General features: G+C 49.5%; 19 protein-coding genes. 7 read left to right on the forward strand and 12 right to left on the reverse strand.

What is annotated here, in order from left to right:
• Positions 1–285: 285 nt before the first annotated feature.
• The 3 genes from KJS63_RS20145 to KJS63_RS20155 are packed head-to-tail and all read right to left on the reverse strand — an operon-like array spanning position 286 to position 3,183.
• Complete coding sequence (locus tag KJS63_RS20145; protein ID WP_213620772.1) at positions 286–1,140, reverse strand: ABC transporter ATP-binding protein; 855 nt, start codon at positions 1,138–1,140, stop codon at positions 286–288.
• A 16-nt stretch (positions 1,141–1,156) separates the two neighbouring features.
• A complete protein-coding gene (locus tag KJS63_RS20150) occupies positions 1,157–2,203 on the reverse strand; it encodes a FecCD family ABC transporter permease (protein WP_213620935.1) in 1,047 nt (348 codons plus the stop codon).
• On the reverse strand, positions 2,203–3,183 hold the full coding sequence (locus KJS63_RS20155) for a FecCD family ABC transporter permease (RefSeq protein ID WP_213620773.1): 981 nt from the start codon (positions 3,181–3,183) through the stop codon (positions 2,203–2,205). Before KJS63_RS20155 ends, KJS63_RS20150 begins: the two co-directional genes overlap by 1 nt.
• Positions 3,184–3,387: 204 nt before the next feature.
• On the opposite strand from KJS63_RS20155, the gene KJS63_RS20160 reads away from it, so the two are divergent.
• Both KJS63_RS20160 and KJS63_RS20165 read left to right on the forward strand, forming a co-directional pair.
• On the forward strand, positions 3,388–4,407 hold the full coding sequence (locus tag KJS63_RS20160) for an ABC transporter substrate-binding protein (RefSeq protein WP_213620774.1): 1,020 nt from the start codon (positions 3,388–3,390) through the stop codon (positions 4,405–4,407).
• A 95-nt stretch (positions 4,408–4,502) separates the two neighbouring features.
• A complete protein-coding gene (locus KJS63_RS20165; protein ID WP_244862699.1) occupies positions 4,503–5,243 on the forward strand; it encodes a spermidine synthase in 741 nt (246 codons plus the stop codon).
• A gap of 95 nt (positions 5,244–5,338) precedes the next feature.
• On the opposite strand, the gene KJS63_RS20170 is transcribed toward KJS63_RS20165, so the two are convergent.
• From KJS63_RS20170 to KJS63_RS20195, 6 genes are all read right to left on the reverse strand, one after another.
• Positions 5,339–6,607, reverse strand: a complete 1,269-nt coding sequence (locus tag KJS63_RS20170; protein ID WP_213620775.1) for an erythromycin esterase family protein — start codon at positions 6,605–6,607, stop codon at positions 5,339–5,341.
• Positions 6,608–6,800: 193 nt separating this feature from the next.
• Entirely contained in the window at positions 6,801–7,868 is a 1,068-nt protein-coding gene (locus KJS63_RS20175) for a DUF418 domain-containing protein (protein ID WP_213620776.1), read from the reverse strand.
• Between the two features lie 13 nt (positions 7,869–7,881).
• On the reverse strand, positions 7,882–8,445 hold the full coding sequence (locus KJS63_RS20180; protein ID WP_213620777.1) for a TetR/AcrR family transcriptional regulator: 564 nt from the start codon (positions 8,443–8,445) through the stop codon (positions 7,882–7,884).
• A gap of 120 nt (positions 8,446–8,565) precedes the next feature.
• Complete coding sequence (locus KJS63_RS20185) at positions 8,566–8,931, reverse strand: rhodanese-like domain-containing protein (protein ID WP_213620778.1); 366 nt, start codon at positions 8,929–8,931, stop codon at positions 8,566–8,568.
• A gap of 35 nt (positions 8,932–8,966) precedes the next feature.
• Complete coding sequence (locus KJS63_RS20190) at positions 8,967–9,278, reverse strand: rhodanese-like domain-containing protein (RefSeq protein ID WP_213620779.1); 312 nt, start codon at positions 9,276–9,278, stop codon at positions 8,967–8,969.
• Positions 9,279–9,385: 107 nt separating this feature from the next.
• The gene (locus KJS63_RS20195; protein ID WP_244862700.1) at positions 9,386–10,195 is read right to left on the reverse strand and encodes a sulfite exporter TauE/SafE family protein; all 810 of its coding nucleotides are present in this window, start codon (positions 10,193–10,195) and stop codon (positions 9,386–9,388) included.
• A 100-nt stretch (positions 10,196–10,295) separates the two neighbouring features.
• On the opposite strand from KJS63_RS20195, the gene KJS63_RS20200 reads away from it, so the two are divergent.
• Together KJS63_RS20200 and KJS63_RS20205 are read left to right on the forward strand one after the other, a co-directional pair.
• A complete protein-coding gene (locus tag KJS63_RS20200; protein ID WP_213620780.1) occupies positions 10,296–10,463 on the forward strand; it encodes a hypothetical protein in 168 nt (55 codons plus the stop codon).
• A gap of 356 nt (positions 10,464–10,819) precedes the next feature.
• Positions 10,820–11,530: an MBL fold metallo-hydrolase gene (locus KJS63_RS20205; protein ID WP_244862701.1), complete on the forward strand. Its 711-nt coding sequence runs from the start codon at positions 10,820–10,822 to the stop codon at positions 11,528–11,530.
• Positions 11,531–11,678: 148 nt separating this feature from the next.
• On the opposite strand, the gene ypfJ is transcribed toward KJS63_RS20205, so the two are convergent.
• The 3 genes from ypfJ to KJS63_RS20220 form a co-directional block, all read right to left on the reverse strand.
• Positions 11,679–12,521: a KPN_02809 family neutral zinc metallopeptidase gene (gene ypfJ, locus KJS63_RS20210; RefSeq protein ID WP_213620782.1), complete on the reverse strand. Its 843-nt coding sequence runs from the start codon at positions 12,519–12,521 to the stop codon at positions 11,679–11,681.
• Between the two features lie 183 nt (positions 12,522–12,704).
• Complete coding sequence (locus KJS63_RS20215) at positions 12,705–13,301, reverse strand: TetR/AcrR family transcriptional regulator (RefSeq protein WP_068618574.1); 597 nt, start codon at positions 13,299–13,301, stop codon at positions 12,705–12,707.
• A gap of 109 nt (positions 13,302–13,410) precedes the next feature.
• Entirely contained in the window at positions 13,411–14,631 is a 1,221-nt protein-coding gene (locus KJS63_RS20220; RefSeq protein WP_068618576.1) for an MFS transporter, read from the reverse strand.
• A gap of 252 nt (positions 14,632–14,883) precedes the next feature.
• Between KJS63_RS20220 and KJS63_RS20225 the strand changes: the two genes are divergently transcribed.
• The 3 genes from KJS63_RS20225 to KJS63_RS20235 are packed head-to-tail and all read left to right on the forward strand — an operon-like array spanning position 14,884 to position 17,834.
• Positions 14,884–15,807 (forward strand): iron-hydroxamate ABC transporter substrate-binding protein, encoded by a 924-nt coding sequence (locus KJS63_RS20225; protein WP_213620938.1) that lies wholly within the window; start codon positions 14,884–14,886, stop codon positions 15,805–15,807.
• Positions 15,808–15,813: 6 nt separating this feature from the next.
• A complete protein-coding gene (locus KJS63_RS20230; protein WP_213620783.1) occupies positions 15,814–16,824 on the forward strand; it encodes a FecCD family ABC transporter permease in 1,011 nt (336 codons plus the stop codon).
• Positions 16,821–17,834: a FecCD family ABC transporter permease gene (locus KJS63_RS20235; protein ID WP_213620784.1), complete on the forward strand. Its 1,014-nt coding sequence runs from the start codon at positions 16,821–16,823 to the stop codon at positions 17,832–17,834. Before KJS63_RS20230 ends, KJS63_RS20235 begins: the two co-directional genes overlap by 4 nt.
• Positions 17,835–17,995 lie beyond the last annotated feature (161 nt).

Genomic DNA, 17,995 nt, shown 5'->3' on the forward strand with positions numbered 1-17,995 from the left:
TGCTGACTCTCTTTTTTCAGATGATCGGATTCCTTATACCTGAGCTTCGTAATAGTTCACTCAAATCTCTTATACCCCCGATCACCCGGCTGCATATCTGTCCGCTTGTTGAATACTGCTGGTAACTTCGGTGAAACCTCTAAAAAAGGTGCACATTAGCCACAATAATAGCTGATGAGCACCTTTAGGTGAGTTTACTATGCGGTCTTACGTCAACCGTTGCTTGAGCCCGCACAATTCCAACTATAGCCCGGGACGCCACCAAGAACAATCTTCGATTTGAGGTTATACGGTGACGAAAGCGTCTGCCCGCTTAGTCCCTTTATCGGCACGAGCCGCGGCCTTGGCCGCTCTCAGTCTGCTGTTATCATGCGGGATACATAACGGTGTCCCATACAAGGGATCCGGGATAATTTCGCATTTCAAGCGGAACACCCTCTCAATCAGCTCCGCATCAACTACCTCTTCCGGCTGTCCCTGCGCTTCAATGTGTCCCTCCCGGACCGCCACTATATGATCAGCATATCTGCAAGCCAGATTGATGTCATGCAGGACCATGACAATCGTGCGGTTGTCACGGACATTCATCTCATACAGTAGGTCGAGCACCTCAATTTGGTGAGTGAGATCCAAGTATGTCGTTGGCTCATCCAGCAGAATCACCGGTGTTTCCTGTGCCAGCGTCATGGCAATCCACGCACGCTGACGTTGGCCTCCGGAAAGCGAATCGACGGTGCGTTCCGCTAAATCCGTCATACCTGTCGCCTCCAACGCCTTCTGTACAATGTCCTCGTCTTCCTTGGACCACATCTTCAGCCAGCTCTGATAAGGATATCTACCCTGCTTCACAAGCTGAAGCACAGTCAGCCCTTCAGGTGTTGTTGGCCCCTGCGGAAGAATGGCCATCTTCCGGGCCACTTCCTTCGTGGACATGGACGTGATCTCTCTGGAGTCCAGAAGCACAGAGCCCTTCTGAGGCTTTAGAAGCCTGGCCATGGATCTGAGCAGCGTGGATTTACCGCAGCCGTTGCTGCCGATGAAGACCGTAATTTTCCCTTTAGGTATGCTTAAATTCAGATTTTCGAAGATATACGTGTCACCATAAGACAGGCCGAGCTCCCGTACCTCAAGACTGCTCATTTGAATCCCTCCACAGCTAATTTCGATTCCGATTCCGGTACAACAAATACATGAAGAAAGGGGCGCCTATCGCGGCAGTAAGCACTCCCGCAGGAACATCCCGCGGAAGGAACAGGGTCCGTGCGGCCAAATCGGCCAGCAGCAGGATCAGCGCGCCCAGCAGAGCGCTCACAGGAAGCACACTTCCGAAGGAGGAGCCTACCAGCTTGCGGGCCATATGAGGCGCCATTAAGCCAATAAATGCAATGGCTCCGCCGATCGCCACAGCCGCTCCCGCAAGAGCCACGCTTAGGGCGATCAGAACCAGACGCTGCCTTTGGACACGGGCTCCGGCGCTTTGAGCGACGTCATCACCCAAAGCTTGGATATTGACGCTGCGCGCCTGCAGCCAGGTAAGCCCAAGCAGAACGGCTGTCCAGGGCAGGAGCGTGAGCACATCTTTGTCCATGCTTACCCCATAGATGCTGCCGGTCATGAACGTTAATGAACGCTCTGCCAGCTGCATCGGTCCCGCGATAATCAGCATATAGGACACCGATTTGATCGCAGCGGACAAGCCAATTCCGATGAGAACCAGCTTTAACGGATCTACACCTTTCTTCCAGCTCAGTACATATAGAAGTCCTGTAACCACTACAGCGCCCAGAATGGATGCAAGCGGCATCCAGTGAATCGGAACGGTCCCACCGAAGAGGAAGATGAACAGGACCGCGCCGAATGAAGCGCCTTCCGTGATTCCCGCCACATCCGGGGAAGCAAGGGGATTGCGAATAATTCCCTGCAGCACAGCTCCCGCCACTGCAAGAGACGCGCCGACCAGCACGGCGGTGATCACTCTCGGCAGCCGAAGCTTCTCCACAATTACTTGATGCATGGGCTCCCCTTCACCCATAAGCACTTTAATCACACTCATCGGCGAGATCCACTTGCTCCCTAACCCGGTACTGATGACCATTACGGCTGCGCACAGGATTAGCAGGATCAGGGTGATCCATACCGTTTTCTTTTCAACAAGGACTGAAAATCCAGCACGCTCCGAACGGAGAGATTTGTATTTGCTCATCATGTTCGTCTGCCTTTCCGAGCGATATATACGAAGAAGGGTACTCCCAGAATCGCTGTCATTACACCTACGGGCACCTCTTTGGGCATGGCGATATACCGTGATCCCAAATCCGCACTCACGAGCAGGATAGCCCCAAGCACCGCGCTGTATGGAAGAATCCACCGGTAATCCGAACCGACGAGGTAACGTACAATGTGGGGAATAATGATTCCCACAAATGCGATAGGACCTGCAACAGCAACAGATCCGCCGGCAAGCAGGATCACAGCAACGGCCCCGGACAGCTTGATATAAGCGGTTCTCTGCCCCAGCCCCTGGGCCATGTCATCCCCCATCGCCAGCACATTGAGGTGGCGTGACAGAAGCAGAGCAATTAACATGCCAACTGTCATATACGGCCACACCGCCTGCAGCTGCGCCATATCTCGGCCTGCTACTGAACCGACCAGCCAGACGAGAATCTGGTCAAACATTTTACCGTCCGTAAGCATAAGACCTTGAGTCAATGAGGCAAAAAAAGCCGTCATCGCCGCACCCGCCAAAGTGATCTTCACCGGAGTCATTCCGTCCCTGCCGATGCTTCCCATAAAGAATACCAAACCTCCGCTGAGCGCGGCCCCAATCAGCGCAACCCAAGTGAACGACTGCTGTCCGGATAGGCCCAGCCACCACGCCGACAGTATAATGAAGAAGGTCGCACCCGAATTGACGCCAAGCGTGCTTGGGGATGCAATTGGATTGCGGGTCATGACCTGCATCACTGCACCGGCTACCGCCAGACATGCGCCCACCGAAGCGGCGATGAGGGCTCTTGGCACCCGGGTGGTCTGGATAATCAGGTGTTCATTGCTCCCGTTGTAATGAAGGAATGATTCCAATACGTTATGAAATGGAATATTTGTGACTCCAAAGGCGACACTGCATACCACTACCCCTGCAAGAGCAGCCATTAAGATGCTTAAATATATGACTTTCATGTTTGTCCACTTTCTTTTCCTTCAGATATGTAATTTAGTAAACTCTGTATGAATTTTAGTAGAACCGTATCCCATTGTCAATGAATATGAGAATCATTCTCAGATTTTTATTGACAGTCTCCTCCTTCTCCCGGTATAGTTTGATATTGTTAATGATAATGATTCTCAGACAACACACTACATAAGTTTTAGGGGGAGAATTTAATGTTTACCAGAGGTACATCTTACTTAAGCAGGGCAGCCAAGTTAGGCACAGTTGCCCTTACACTGCTTGTTATTCTGTCAGGTTGCGGCTCCAAGAACGCATCAGATAATCCTGGCACGGAGAAGTCTCAGACCAATAACACGGAGGCTTCTACCGGGGCTAACGATCAAGTTCGCAAGGTGAAGCATGCCATGGGTGAAACAGATATTAAAGGAACTCCGCAAAAAGTAGTCGTTCTTACTAATGAAGGAACTGAAGCGCTCCTGGCTCTCGGAGTCAAACCTGTAGGCGCCGTGAAGTCCTGGACGGGCAATCCTTGGTATGATCATATCAAGGCTGATATGGAAGGCGTTACCGAAGTCGGCGAAGAGAGTCAGCCTAACATGGAACTGATTGCCGGGCTTCAGCCAGACCTTATTATCGGCAATAAGATGCGCCAGGAGAAAGTCTATGACCAGCTTAAAGCAATCGCCCCTACCGTAATGGCAGAGGACCTTCGCGGGGATTGGAAGAAGAACTTCAAGCTCTATGCGGAAGCGCTGGGTCAGACTGCCAAAGGTGACGAGCTGATGGCCGCATTTGACAAGCGGATTGAAGATTTCAAAGCCAAGGCTGGGGATAAACTGAAGGAGACGGTTTCTGTGGTCCGCTTCATGGCTGGCAAGACCCGGGTCTACCACACGGACACCTTCTCTGGCATTATTTTTGATCAAATCGGATTGGCCAGAACAGAAATGACTAAGAATGCTAAAGATAAATTTGTTGACGAGATTACCAAAGAGCGGCTGCCTGAGGCTGACGCGGACCGGTTGTTCTATTTCACCTATGATACCGGGGATGGCAAGGCGAGTGCAACGGAGAAGGAATGGATTAATGATCCGCTCTGGAAGAACCTTGGCGCTGTGAAGAGCGGTCACGCTTATAAGGTAGACGATGCAATCTGGAACACCGCAGGAGGCATCAAAGCAGCGAATCTGATGCTTGATGAATTGTACAAGATTTATGGAATTCAGCAGTAAATAAGTGTTAAACCTAAAGAGAGACCTCCCTGGTCTCTCTTTATTTATGTCCTTCATGTTATACTGTCTAGATCAATACAGGGGAGAACCAAGACGTGAACATTTTATTCCATGACGTGAGCCCAGATCAAGAAATCATCGTTGCTGACATGGACCGGTTGTTCGGGGACAAAGGCCGCTTCCGCATCCTGCAGTTCGCCAACCAGGCTGTACAGGGGGCCATTGATCTTGACGAACCAGGCCGGCTTGTCTTTGAATATCCAAGAGCGCTGCTTCATCTTATGGAGATAAACAACCCGGATTACGAGGATGTGTTCATGGTCGGTCACGGAATCGGTGCTATATCTGGGCACTCTCCTGACAAGCGCTTTAAGGTTGCAGAGCTTAGCCCCATGATTCTCGACATCAGCAGAGATTACTTCGGTTACACAGGCGATAATGTAATTATTGGTGATGGACGGCTGCTGCTGAAGATGGAGCAAGATAACAGTCTGGACTACATCCTGGTGGATGCCTTCACAGAGCTAGGAACCCCATTGCACCTGCTGACCCGCGAATTCTTCCACCTTACTCAAGCCAAGCTGGGTTCCAGGGGCTCAGTCCTGTTGAATCTGTTCGGCAGAAGCGGCAATGACAGGCTTATTCAGGCTATTCACACCACACTCCAGGAGGTATATTCGCATACCGCTGCATTCATCCTTCCTGGGGAAAGTGCTGGTGAGGCCAAGAACATTCTCCTTATTGGCAGCAAATCCCCAATCCATTTCCAAGCGCGCAGCATGGCTGGATTCACGGAGTTTGAGGTTGGACCGGGTTACACCCTTCTGGATCCTTGAGCCTTCAGATTTCTATGACGAGATCTAAGCCGGGTCTGTCTACCGCTGGTGGTTTGGGTCGCAAGCGTTATATGCAGCCGCTTGTATGGCCTCACCTAGGCCTGCACACGGTCTGTGGTTAACGGGGACAATGCTTTGGTCCTGTCGATATAGATAAAGGCATCATATCTCCTGGCAATGAGAGAAGGTACATAATTGCCACGCTCCCAGTCGGGATGATATACGACGCCAATTGCCCGATGTCCCACCTCAACACTGCTCAATACAGGGTCATCCTTCTCAAGCATAAGCAGCTTATCCTCCGCGGAATCCCGGTGCAGCAGCTCTTCCCAGCTCGACGGGATAGCCTCGGGAACCCGCATTTCCTTCAAAGGAGCCCCCCAGGAACTTCCTGCTATCACAGTCCCTTGATAGGTTCCCAGTCCGACGGCGTAGACTTTCTCGCCGTACTTCTCCCTTAGAAGCTGACCTACGTTCACCATCCCTTCCCCAGCCATGTCCGTGGCGCGGGCATCACCAATGTGTGTATTGTGCTCCCACACTACTGCACGACAATCCGGCCCGTGGAATTTCATCAGCTTCTCAAGCGCCTGGACCATATGACGGTCCCGGATGTTCCAAGACTCCGAATCATGCCGGATCATGGTCCGGTAGTAGTCCTCCGCCCCCTTAACCGCCATGGCGTTAAGCTCTAAACTCAGCGCACTCTCACGGTCTTCGGGATGAGCAGCCTTCCATCGGTCCTGAAGTCTACCAAGAAGCGCTACGACTTCGTCCTCACATCCCTCCCCATATAGAGATGCCGATACGCCGTAAGACTGTTCATCTCTGCTGAAGGGCTCAAAGCAGGCAAAAGCCTTTTTAGCCGCCTCCAGATCGGCGGAATCCCGCCCACTCAAATACCTCAGGATCTCATCCATAGATTCCCATAAGCTGTACACATCAATTCCATAAAAACCGACCTTATCCTCGTCCGCCTTGTTCTGATTGTAATCGCGCAGCCATCCGGCCAGCTCCCTGATCTCCCGGTTCGCCCACATCCAGCTGGGCCAACGGTTAAAGTCCTTTAACCCTTCCCCTATATCTGTCTCGGTACCAACATACCCCTTCACATACCGATTTAAGGTATAGCAGGCGGGCCAATCCCCCTCAACTGCTATGAACCGGAAACCTTTCTCCTGAATCAGCTTCTTGGTGAGCTCTGCACGCTGGGTATAGAACTCGGAAGTTCCGTGAGAAGCTTCTCCCAGAAGCACAAATGATGCCCTTCCAGCCCGCTCCACGAGCCCCTTCACCGAATCCCCGCTATGAAGAGGCTTGGCCAGTTTACGTATACTTTGCAGTATCTCCTGATCCTTCGTCATAGATAGGCACACTCCTCACATGTAGTATCAACCAAAGTGTGTGCGATTGGACGGCCAATCATGCGCGGACTTAGTTATGCATTCATTGCTTGGTTTCCCGGAAAGCAATTGAGCAGTTCTAATCCGTTTGCCGGGTAACACAGGCTTTAACAGATCTTGAATCTCGTCTTGACCCAATTCGAGAGAATTGGGCTTATAACTTTCTCATGACAGCTTCAAGCGGCCCACGAGTGAACCGTGCTCCCCAGAATACGGAGAGGAAGACCACCACAATAAAATATCCTACTGAATAAATGACCGCAAACGAAAGTGATCCGTTCTCGAGAATCCCCAATAACTCAAGGATACCCAGTCCGATAATGATATGCATAACATAATGGGTCAGAGCCATCTGCCCCGTGCGGATCAAAACTCCAACCAAGCGGCGGGCCGGGCTGAATTCAGTTACAGCCATACAGAACAGAATAAAGACAATTGCCGAACTCATCGACGAGATCATATAACAAAAATTAGGCGGCATCGGCTTCGTCTGGAACAAATACACCACCGCTTCCCTGCCAATGTACCCTTCACCTATCTTCATCGCGAATATAGACAGAGTTTCCACTGCGCACAGGGCAGCGAGAGATCCCAGCATCCAGGTTCTCCTAATCTTCATATTGGAGAGGCGGCTGCGGCCAAGCAGCATCCCCATAAGGAAGAAAGCAAACCATGGAACCACCGGGTGAAAGCCATTAAATCCAAGATTACGGAGAAACCCTGGCAGCGTCCACAATTCCGTATACGTATGAAACACTCCATCCCACCCTCTGGTGTAATCCATCATGAATTGAAGCAGCTGTCCGCCAACCACAAGCCCCCCTGCCAGCATCGCGAGTAACCAGTTTTGTGCCCGGATCAGAAAGGAAGCCATAAACAAAAACACAGCATAGTAGTGCAGAATATCCGCAGTCCAGCCAAACCACAGCAGCAGGCTGCCCAGCAGAGCAAGATAAACCGACCTCTTCCATATTACACGCCGAATGCCGGACAGCTCCTTCTGCTCGCCTGCCCTTGCTCTTCGAGTCATTAAGGTGAAGCCGAAGCCAGCCAATACAACAAACACAGCAGATGCCCTTCCTTCGAATAGCCCTGCCAGACCGATTAGCCAGTTCGGTCCCCCTTGATCCGCCATCATAGAAATCTTAAAATTCACAATAATCATTCCGAAAATGGACAGTGCCCTGGCCAAATCCAGGCCTGTAATTCTCTCAGCACCCATTCGTTCATTCTCCTTAGCGGTTAATCTGACTCACCAAATGTCGCCATAGTGCCTCGTAATCCAGCTGAATGCCCAATGTCATGTAGTTATCCATCTGATCAATGGCAAGCGTGAGCATTTCGGCCTTCGTCCTAATTCCCTCTTCGCTTAGAACACCCAATGCCCCCCCCCACCGCAGCAGATTCTCAAATCCCTTCAGGTAGGATTCAATGACACCCTGTACCGTGATCAGGATCTGATGATCCCGCGTGCTCTGAATCATGAATTCCTTCATCAAAAGCGAGTATTCTGTGTTCTCCCGCTGATCCTGAATCATCTTCAATCCACAGCTGATCAGCTTCTCAGTGAAGTTATCCGCCGTGAACTCGGCCGGGTTAAAATATTTCTCAAACCGGATTTCCTCACAAACGGCATCAAGCAAAACCGTAAATAACGCTTCCTTCGATGGAAAATGATAATAAATCGCCGGCTTGGATATTCCAACTTCCTTGGCAATCATGGACAAACTCGTTTTCTCGTAACCATTGCGCGCAAAAAGCATATAAGCTGTTTGTAAAATTTGCTCATAAGTATGCATATTTCCACTCCTTTTTCACTTACCGACCGGTAAGTAAATTATATTCCATGTCTATCCAGCTTCGCAAGCCTGATTAATCAACAAAAGCCAGTCCCTAAAGGACCGGCTTTAACGTGTAATTCAAGGTGTTCTATTATCACATAAACTGCCCCGCAGAGCTTTGAGATTTTCAAACCCGTTCTTTCTCAGGATTCTCGCTGCTTTCCTGCTCTTCCGAAGGCTATCAGCCAGAATGACAACCGAATCCCCGGAAGAAATCTCTTTCCTCCATACAAAAGGCAGCCGACCAATCGAAATATTAATAGCCCCCTGCAGGTGGCACTTCTGAAAATCATAGGCATCCCGCACATCCACCAGCTTCTGATCCCCTTTGCTATCTGCCTGGCGCAGTGTATCCGGATCGATATAAGACAACCCTTTAACAGGCCATATGCCTCGGATATACCAGAGTGTAGAAGCCGCAGCAAGTATAATCAGAACAAGCATCTCCAGCCTCCCTCCAAGCTATGGGTTCACTTTATTTAAGCCAGATCCCCATTCCAAGCGTTCATGCCGCCGGTCATATTAACCACCTTGAAGCCCTTTTCCTTCAGCATCTCATATGCCAGACCACTGCGGTTGCCGCTTCGGCATACCAGAATCGTCTCCTGTTTCGGATCAAGCTCACCCGTGCGCTCAAGCAGTTCGCCAAGCGGAATATGCTTGGCTGCTTCGATATGTCCCCCGTCCCACTCCGCTGGCTCACGAACATCTACAATGACAGGCTTTTCTCCCCTCTTCAACCGTTCCCATAGTTCCTGTGCCGATATTTCTTTATCAATTTTAAATCCCATGGATCATTTCCTCCTCGTAAAAATACATCATCATACATAATACCCGTATAGGTATTATACAAAGACATCCCGCTTGCCGGCAAGCACATTTGACATGCGTATAGTCATTACAAGATAATAGAGCTCCAAATTTTAATTGCCGTTGCAGAGATAAGCACTACCAATACATAACGGAGGTAAGCGCCATTGATTCTTGCACTTACCCTTGTACCCAAAGGGGCCCCCATCAAGCTTCCCACAATCGTGAATAATGTGGGCCATAGGAGAATATGCCCCGCTGTGATCTTCCCTGCCACCCCCCCGATCGCGGAGATGAGCACAATCGCAAGTGAAGTAGCAATCGTAGTTTTGGTTGGGATGCGAAGCACTGTGAGCATAATGGGGATGAGCATAAAAGCTCCACCCGCTCCGACGATTCCGGATACAATGCCCACGATAAGTGCTGAGGACGCCGCAATAATTTTGTTGAATTGAATTGTTCCCGCCTCTGATAATTCCGGTACGCCTCTAGCAGGAATAAGCATGAGAACCACGGCTACGACCGCTAGTATCCCATAGATCAGGTTAATGGATTCACTGCTCAAATACTTGGAGATGGCTGCGCCGGCAAGACTGCCAATGAGTATGCTGATTCCCATATAAAGCACAAGCCCGGTATGCACCTTAGCTTCTTGAGTTCTACTGCCAAGCTTGTTCCCCACATAATAAGTAATCACACCCGCAAGGGAAGCAAAGAACACCTGAAACATGCTGATCGAAGAAACTTCCTGTGCGTTAAAATGTGCGAGCCCTAATCCGGCAGGTATAAATAAGAGCAGAGGGTAATTGATTATGGCTCCCCCAATCCCGAGTAGACCAGAGAAGAAGGAGCCAAAAAACCCTAATCCAATCATGGTCAAATTCAAAAAGAAATCCACAGTAACCCTCCCTCCTTTTGTATTTTTCTGCTGTACGAAAAACAAAAAATAAGTTATAATTAAAACCAAGTAATTTCATCAGAAATAGGTGGTAATCCTGTTGAATAAACTTAAATCTTTGTTCGAACATAAATGTCCGAAGTGCGGCGGAACGTTAACCGCATCCTATGATTCCATAAGCAGCAGTAAATCGTGCCCGGCATGCAGTTATAAGGAAGAGATCCACGCTGCTTTGGGCGTAAGAATTATACATGACCCGGCAAAATAAGCGAACACGTCTGAAGCGTGCTCGCTTATTTATTATAGTTACCCTACGTAAAAATTGAAATAATTTCATTAGTGCTTTGGATTAAATTAGTTATCATGCACCGCGCAGCGGTTAGGCCCTGTCTCCATCTCCATTTGCTCTTCGCCTGACGCCAGTAGGCTGATGACCCGTTATTCTGGCCAAGCCCTACTTCGTCTTTGGCAAATCCCTGCCAACTTGGTAAAATTGACACCGAAAACCCAGGAGTCATATAATGAACACACGTTTTTCTAACAGCAGGGATTTTAAGCATTAGGGAGGTGAGTCAAGGCTGTTTCCAGTCTTGGTGTATAATGAGAATTTCTGAAGGTATTGCTATGCTGGATCTGGTCTACCCGGCAGGGGACACGACCATGACCATTCACCCGGTAGTTATTTATGACCGTGAACACACCGTTCTGATTGACACGGGAATGCCTGGAAGCCGGGATATGATTCTTAAGCAGATGACAAGCGAGGGAATCGATGTACACGCCCTGGACACGATTATATTAACTCACCAGGATATTGATCACATTGGCAGTCTTCCGCAGTTTATCGGTTCTGCCGGAAATCTGGAGATCCTAGCCCATGAAGAGGATGCCCCATATATTGAAGGGATCAAGCCGCTGATTAAGGTGAGCTCCGAACGCCGTGCAACGCTGCTCAGCTCATTGACCGAGGAAGACCGTATTCAATTTGAGCAGGTTTTCTCGCCAAGTACCCGTCCGAAGATTAGCAGAATGATTAAGGATAACGAGCGTCTCCCTTATGGAGGCGGGCTTCTGGTTATTCATACTCCCGGGCATACCCCGGGTCATCTCAGCCTGTACCATGAGCCAAGCCAGACACTCATTGCCGGTGATGCCATGATTCTTCAAGACGGGGAGCTGCACGGCCCTAATCCGAAGATGACACCGGATTTGAAGCTGGCTACGGAATCCCTAAGCAAATTCGCAGAGCTGCCCGTGCGCAAAGTGATTTGTTACCATGGGGGACTTCTGGACTCAAATGCCGAGAAGCAAATCAAGAAACTAACTTCCCATTAGACTCTTCGTTCGTAAACAAGGCTGTTTACAGTTAGCAAAGTAGAGCCAAGGAATCCGCCCTGATTAACACAGGCCGTTCCTTGGCTCTATTTCATTACCGCAACCAGGCTTCTGTACACTTGACTCCATGAGTCCCTTGGTTCATCAATCACAATTGCGCTGCATGGAAGGTATCTCCGCCTTCAATAGTTCCGTTCTGATATCCTTTATAGAACCAGCGCTTCCTCTGCTCTGAGGTTCCGTGGGTGAAGCTCTCGGGCACCACATAGCCCTGGGCCTGCTTCTGCAGTGTATCGTCCCCAACCGCGCTTGCCGCTGTCAGTGCTTCTTCAATGTCTCCCTCTTCAAGCACGCCCTTACCCTGATCGTGCTTGGCCCATACTCCCGCATAATAATCCGCTTGAAGCTCAAATCTGACTGAATATTTGTTGTATTCCGCTTCACTCACTTTCTCCCTCTGCGGCATAACTTTATCCGATGTTCCCAGCAAAGTCTGCACATGATGACCCACTTCGTGAGCAACCACATAGGCCATGGCGAAGTCGCCCGGTGCCTTAAATTTCTGCTTAAGCTCGTCATAGAAGCTAAGATCAATATACAGCTTGCGGTCACCCGGGCAGTAGAAGGGACCCACGGAAGAACCAGCTGTTCCGCAAGCGGACTGCACGCTGCCGCTATAAATCACAAGAGTCGGATTTTCATATGTCATGCCTCTTTGCTTAAAGATGTCCGACCATACATCCTCGGTGTCTGCCAGGACCACGGATACAAATTCCTTAAGCTCCTGCTCTTCCTGGGTGGCTTCGTAGGGTGCATTCGTTCCAGTAACCGTCCCCGTGATTTGATTCAGCAGATCTCCGGAATTCCCTCCAAGCAGCGTAACCAGAAGTACAATAATAATGCCGCCGATGCCGCCTCCCAGCATGGTCTTGCCGCTCATCCCCCTGCGGTCTTCAACATTCGAGCTTTCTCTTCTCCCTTTCCACTGCATTTGTTTTCCTCCCCTATAACCATCTCTCCAAACACTAGCACTTAACTTTATAAGTCAATTACCCTCCATAATGAGCTTCACACATTCCATTAACTGGGTCCGCCACCCGCCATCATTTGTTCACGCCAAAAAAAGCCCTTGGAGGCCGATCCGGCCATCAAGGACTCTAATGTGTCATTCCATTTATTTGCTGTTCTCAATGCCATAAAGAAAGACATCTATAGACTGCTTATAAAGAGCCAGTGCCTCATCCACGTTCAGTTTCCTGGACATCTGATTGAGGCCGATGAACAACCCTTCAAAAATTACGGAAAGGCCATGTATCTGATCTTCACTTAGATGCGTGTCTCCGAGCACTTCCTTAATCAGCTGCTTGTTGAATTCAACATGGCATGAAAGCAGCTTGGAAATGCGCTCTTCAATATCATGCTCCATCTGATCGTTGTTGAAAAACTCCTGAGCCGCCTTGGTTAAAGGGTGGTTCAAATCTTCAAGGACCATGTGCTCAGCGAAGCCGTACATCTTCTCCTTGATCGAGTGGTAATGAACCTCTTTCTCCCGCCACTTCTGATCCCAGTCCCTTTCCCATTCATCAATCAGATACAGAAAGAGCCCTTCCTTGCTCTTGAAGTGATAATAAATATTTCCTTTACTGCTGCCTGTCTCGGATACAATATCCTCAATGGATGTTCCCGCATATCCTTTGCGGACAAACAGAGCCCGGGCGCAATCCGCGACCTTCTTCTTGGTACTCTCACTTTGCAGCTGTTTCTTGTTCAATAACTTCATCTCCGATTACTTGTAGTCAGCTCATATACAGTTAAATTCAATCCAAAGGGTCTAAACTTTAGTTCTTTAACACTTGATTAAATTAAACCATAAATTCTCCTTAATCGGAATATGAAGTTGAAGTATGAGCAGCCGATCTCTTGCCTCTGCCGGCAAGAAGAGACAGAACAAAGCTTAATGCAAGGACCAATGCCGCCGAGATGTACGGAAAATTAATGTCTTTATCAAACAGATAACCCGCGACCACCGGGCCTATAATGTTGCCAAGACTGGTGTAGGCCGAATTCAATCCGGCCACAAAGCCCTGCTGCTCTTCAGCCAGCTTGGACATTTGGGTACCGATAGCAGGACGAAGAATATCAATGGACAGGAACACAATAAACGTAACAACGACAATCATCCAATAGCTCTGAACCCATAAAGTCAATAGTACGAACAAAGATGAGGTTACCAAACAGGTTGAAATTACAAGCTTTTCCCCGAAACGATTGAGAATCCAGCCGAAGACCGTTGCCTGAACCACCGCGCCCGAGATGGAACCGAAAGTTATGATAAATGCGATATCACTTGGTGTGAATCCAAATTTATGGTCAACAAAGAGACCAAATACCGTTTCATAATTAGCGAGTCCAAATGACATGACGAACACAATAACCAGACTCAAAAAGTAGGGCTCCCGTACGGATTGAACCAGCTGTGCGAGCAAATTCTGCTTGACGCCCAGGCTCTTAGCCTTGGCATCCTCTCTCATCTGGGAAGTTAAAGACTCAGGAAGCACAAGCTGTGTGATCACTGCAGCGATTCCTGCTGCCGCAAATGCGGCATAGAACGGTACTCTAATCCCATACTCCGCAATAAAACCCCCGATTCCTGGTCCTATAATGAATCCGGTAGTGATTGCCGCGTTAATAAAGCCCATACCCTTGGCACGTTCTTCTGAGGTTGTCATATCTGCCGTATAAGCCATGACAGCAGGCATGATAAATGCGGCACCTATACCTCCCAGCATCCTTGACAGGAACAGCAGCGGTGATGTACTCACCACACCAAACAGCAGCTCGGAGCAAGCAAATATAACCATTCCGGATACGATCATTTTCTTCCGGCCCAAGGAATCCGAAAGTCTGCCCGCAAGCGGTGAGAAGATAAGCTGAGTCGCCGAGAAAGCGGCCACCAGCAGTCCAACCATGCTGCCGTTTATATGCAGCTCGTTCATATACGTAGGCATAATCGGAATAACGAGGCCTATTCCGGTAAAGACAAGAAAAATATTAAGCATCAACAGCAGCAGCGCACCCCGGTTTTTGGTAAACAATGACATGTTAAAAAGCCTCCAGCAAGTATCAGAATAGAGAGTTCACAATAATACTGAACGTTCGGTCTGTATTATAGCACGACCCATGGTGTTTGCACAACGAGCAGACAAGTGCTTAGTAGAACATTTTTCTTAAGCTGCTTCCGCAAAAAAATATTGACTTTGCTCATAGATCGATTTAAAGTATCATTTGTTGATACTGATAATCATTATCATTAAATGAATATCAATTACTTTATTTTAAAGGAGACTCTTATGATGAAAAAATGGTCGGCCCCTCTTCTATTGATTGTTCTGCTGGTGATAAGTGCTTGCAATAATACGTCCGGATCTGCTCAGACTCCTGATACCTCTAAGGAAGCCACCGCTTCCACTATTACATACCAATCCGAAAACGGTCCTGTGCAGGTGCCTGCAAATCCTCAGCGTGTTGTGGTTCTGACTGCCTATACCGGGGATCTGCTTACTCTAAATGTGAACATGGTCGGTGTGGATTCCTGGTCCAAACAGAATCCCCTCTTCGCTGACAAACTTAAGGACGTGCCGGAAGTTTCGGATGAAAGCCTCGAGAAGATTATCGAGCTGAAGCCCGATCTGATTATCGGCAGCTCCACCAGTAAGAATCTAGACAAGCTTAAGCAGATCGCGCCTACCGTTACGTATACTTACGGTAAAGTTGACTACCTTACCCAATACATCGAGATCGGCAAGCTCCTAAACAAGGAGAAAGAAGCGGCGGCTTGGGTGGAAGACTTCAAGAAACGTGCCGAAGAGGCGGGTAAAGAAATTAAGGCTAAGATTGGCGAGAACTCAACGGTATCCGTTATCGAGAATTTTGATAAGCAGCTGTATGTTTTTGGCGACAACTGGGGACGCGGCACTGAGATTATATACCAGGCTATGAAGCTGAAGATGCCTGACAAAGTGAAGGAGATGGCTTTAAAGGACGGTTATTATGCGCTCTCTGCCGAGGTGCTTCCGCAGTATGCCGGTGACTATGTTATTTTCAGCAAAAACACGGATGGAGATACCTCCTTCCAGAATACAAACACCTACAAGAATATTCCTGCTGTCAAAAATAACCGGGTCTTTGAAGCCAATGCCAAACAATTTTATTTCAATGATGCAATGACGCTGGACTATCAGCTTAACTTCTTCATCTCGAAATTTCTCGGGAGATAACAGCAGATGAATCATTCGAAAAAACGTTCGCTATTATTCGTCATAAAGCTTCTGTGCTCCATTGCCATCTTTGTCTGTATGTTTATTCTGGCTATCGTGTTAGGGGCTGCCGATACCTCCTTGAAGGATGTATGGATGGCGCTTACCTCCAGAGAGGTCACTGAAACACTCTCGATGATCCGGGAGATTCGGCTGCCCCGCGAGGTCGCCGGGATGCTGGTCGGCGCTGCGCTCGCGGTGTCCGGAGCCATCATGCAGGGAATCACCCGAAATCCGCTGGCCGACCCGAGTCTGCTCGGCCTGACGACAGGGGCAAATGCGGCTCTGGCCTTTACCTTGGCTTTCTTGCCCTCGGCCGGCTATCTTGGCATTATGGCGGCTTGTTTCATTGGAGCCGCGGCGGGTGCCCTGATGGTGTTCGGGATTGCCGCCACCCAGAAAGGAGGCTTCTCCCCATTGCGGATCGTGCTTGCCGGAGCCGCGGTCACCGCCTTTCTATACGCCCTTGGCGAAGGGGTTGCCCTTCTGTTCAAAATATCCAAGGACGTCTCCATGTGGACAGCCGGCGGGCTGATGGGGACCACTTGGGAGCAGGTTGGTGCGATTGCCCCCGTTATTCTTGCCGGAACACTGGCTTCCATGGTTCTATCCAAGCAGCTTACCGTTCTAAGCTTGAATGAGGAGGTAGCCGCAGGGCTGGGACAAAGAACCGTTTATATCAAGGGAATCCTCTTTGTGATCATCATCCTCCTGGCTGGAGCCTCGGTTGCTCTGGTAGGCAACCTGGCTTTTGTAGGACTGATGATTCCGCATATCGTGCGGTCTATTGTTGGCAGGGACTACCGGCATATCATTCCGGTATCCGCCATACTGGGGGCGGCATTCATGCTCGCCGCAGACACGATCGGACGTACGCTTCACCCCCCTTACGAAACCCCGGTGGCGGCCATTATAGCCATACTGGGACTGCCATTTTTCCTGATTATCGTGCGTAAAGGAGGCAAAGTGCTGAAATGAATCCCAATCTAAACCTACATAAAAAACAGGCTAAAGTCATCGGCGGACTGCTTGTGCTGATTATAGCCACCATCATTGCGGGTATGGGAATTGGCTACTCCTCCCTCTCCTTCAGCCGGCTTCTGCCCACACTGTTTGGGCAGGGCACTTTTGCTGAGGATTTTGTGTTGTTCTCTGTCCGCCTGCCCCGGATTATAATCTGCCTGTTGTCCGGTATGGCACTGGCCCTGTCGGGAGCCATTCTCCAAGGAGTTACACGCAATGATCTTGCAGACCCCGGCATCGTGGGAATTAATTCAGGCGCCGGTGTGGCGATTTCCGTATTCTTTTTGTTCTTTTCCACAGAGGTTGGCTCTCTGGCCTATGTACTTCCCTTTGCAGCCTTTCTCGGCGGCCTGGCAGCCGCCACATTAATCTACTGGCTGGCTTACCGGAGATCCGCCGGTCTTCAGCCTGTCCGGCTGGTGCTTACCGGTGTCGGCTTCTCCATGGCCCTCTCTGGAGTTATGATCGTCATTATTTCCTCAGCCGACCGTCAGAAAGTGGACTTTATATCCAAATGGCTGGCAGGAAACATTTGGGGGGCAGACTGGCCTTTCATCTGGGCTTTGCTGCCATGGCTGCTTGTCCTCCTGCCTTTCACCCTGTATAAAGCAGGCCAGCTTAACCTCCTCAACCTGGACGAGCCAGTATCCATCAGTGTAGGGGTGCCTGTAGAGAGGGAACGTATCCTTCTGCTGATAGCCGCTGTTGCCTTAGCTTCTTCCGCAGTGGCTGTAACCGGAGGGATTGCCTTCATCGGATTAATGGCTCCGCATATCGCCAGAGCTTTGGTCGGCCCACGCAACCAATTGTCCATCCCGGTTGCGGTCTTGAGCGGGGGCTGGCTGCTTGTGATGGCGGATACGATCGGCCGGAATCTAGCGGACCCGGATGGGGTTCCGGCAGGAATAATGGCAGCCCTGATTGGCGCCCCATACTTTATGTATTTGCTAATCAAAAAGCGGTAGAATCATTTGTTGAAGCAGCGCGCTGTGTCTATAGTACACGGCGTGCTGCTTTTTTTTGTGGTTAATGGTGTTATTTCGGAAGTGATTTTGTTCTAAATAACTACAAATGTTAAATTCGCTTCATTTAAGGGTATAAGTTCCAAAGAGATGTAACACATTAG

It is taken from the genome of Paenibacillus sp. J22TS3 (assembly GCF_018403205.1).
Taxonomy (GTDB): domain Bacteria; phylum Bacillota; class Bacilli; order Paenibacillales; family Paenibacillaceae; genus Fontibacillus; species Fontibacillus tuaregi.

Coding starts and splice junctions, on each gene's coding strand:
- KJS63_RS20145 (WP_213620772.1), bottom strand. CDS start 1,140: ATGAGCAGTCTTGAGGTACGGGAGCTCGGCCTGTCTTATGGTGACACG.
- KJS63_RS20150 (WP_213620935.1), bottom strand. CDS start 2,203: ATGAGCAAATACAAATCTCTCCGTTCGGAGCGTGCTGGATTTTCAGTC.
- KJS63_RS20155 (WP_213620773.1), bottom strand. CDS start 3,183: ATGAAAGTCATATATTTAAGCATCTTAATGGCTGCTCTTGCAGGGGTA.
- KJS63_RS20160 (WP_213620774.1), top strand. CDS start 3,388: ATGTTTACCAGAGGTACATCTTACTTAAGCAGGGCAGCCAAGTTAGGC.
- KJS63_RS20170 (WP_213620775.1), bottom strand. CDS start 6,607: ATGACGAAGGATCAGGAGATACTGCAAAGTATACGTAAACTGGCCAAG.
- KJS63_RS20175 (WP_213620776.1), bottom strand. CDS start 7,868: ATGGGTGCTGAGAGAATTACAGGCCTGGATTTGGCCAGGGCACTGTCC.
- KJS63_RS20180 (WP_213620777.1), bottom strand. CDS start 8,445: ATGCATACTTATGAGCAAATTTTACAAACAGCTTATATGCTTTTTGCG.
- KJS63_RS20185 (WP_213620778.1), bottom strand. CDS start 8,931: ATGCTTGTTCTGATTATACTTGCTGCGGCTTCTACACTCTGGTATATC.
- KJS63_RS20190 (WP_213620779.1), bottom strand. CDS start 9,278: ATGGGATTTAAAATTGATAAAGAAATATCGGCACAGGAACTATGGGAA.
- KJS63_RS20205 (WP_244862701.1), top strand. CDS start 10,820: ATGCTGGATCTGGTCTACCCGGCAGGGGACACGACCATGACCATTCAC.
- ypfJ (WP_213620782.1), bottom strand. CDS start 12,521: ATGCAGTGGAAAGGGAGAAGAGAAAGCTCGAATGTTGAAGACCGCAGG.
- KJS63_RS20220 (WP_068618576.1), bottom strand. CDS start 14,631: ATGTCATTGTTTACCAAAAACCGGGGTGCGCTGCTGCTGTTGATGCTT.
- KJS63_RS20225 (WP_213620938.1), top strand. CDS start 14,884: ATGAAAAAATGGTCGGCCCCTCTTCTATTGATTGTTCTGCTGGTGATA.
- KJS63_RS20230 (WP_213620783.1), top strand. CDS start 15,814: ATGAATCATTCGAAAAAACGTTCGCTATTATTCGTCATAAAGCTTCTG.
- KJS63_RS20235 (WP_213620784.1), top strand. CDS start 16,821: ATGAATCCCAATCTAAACCTACATAAAAAACAGGCTAAAGTCATCGGC.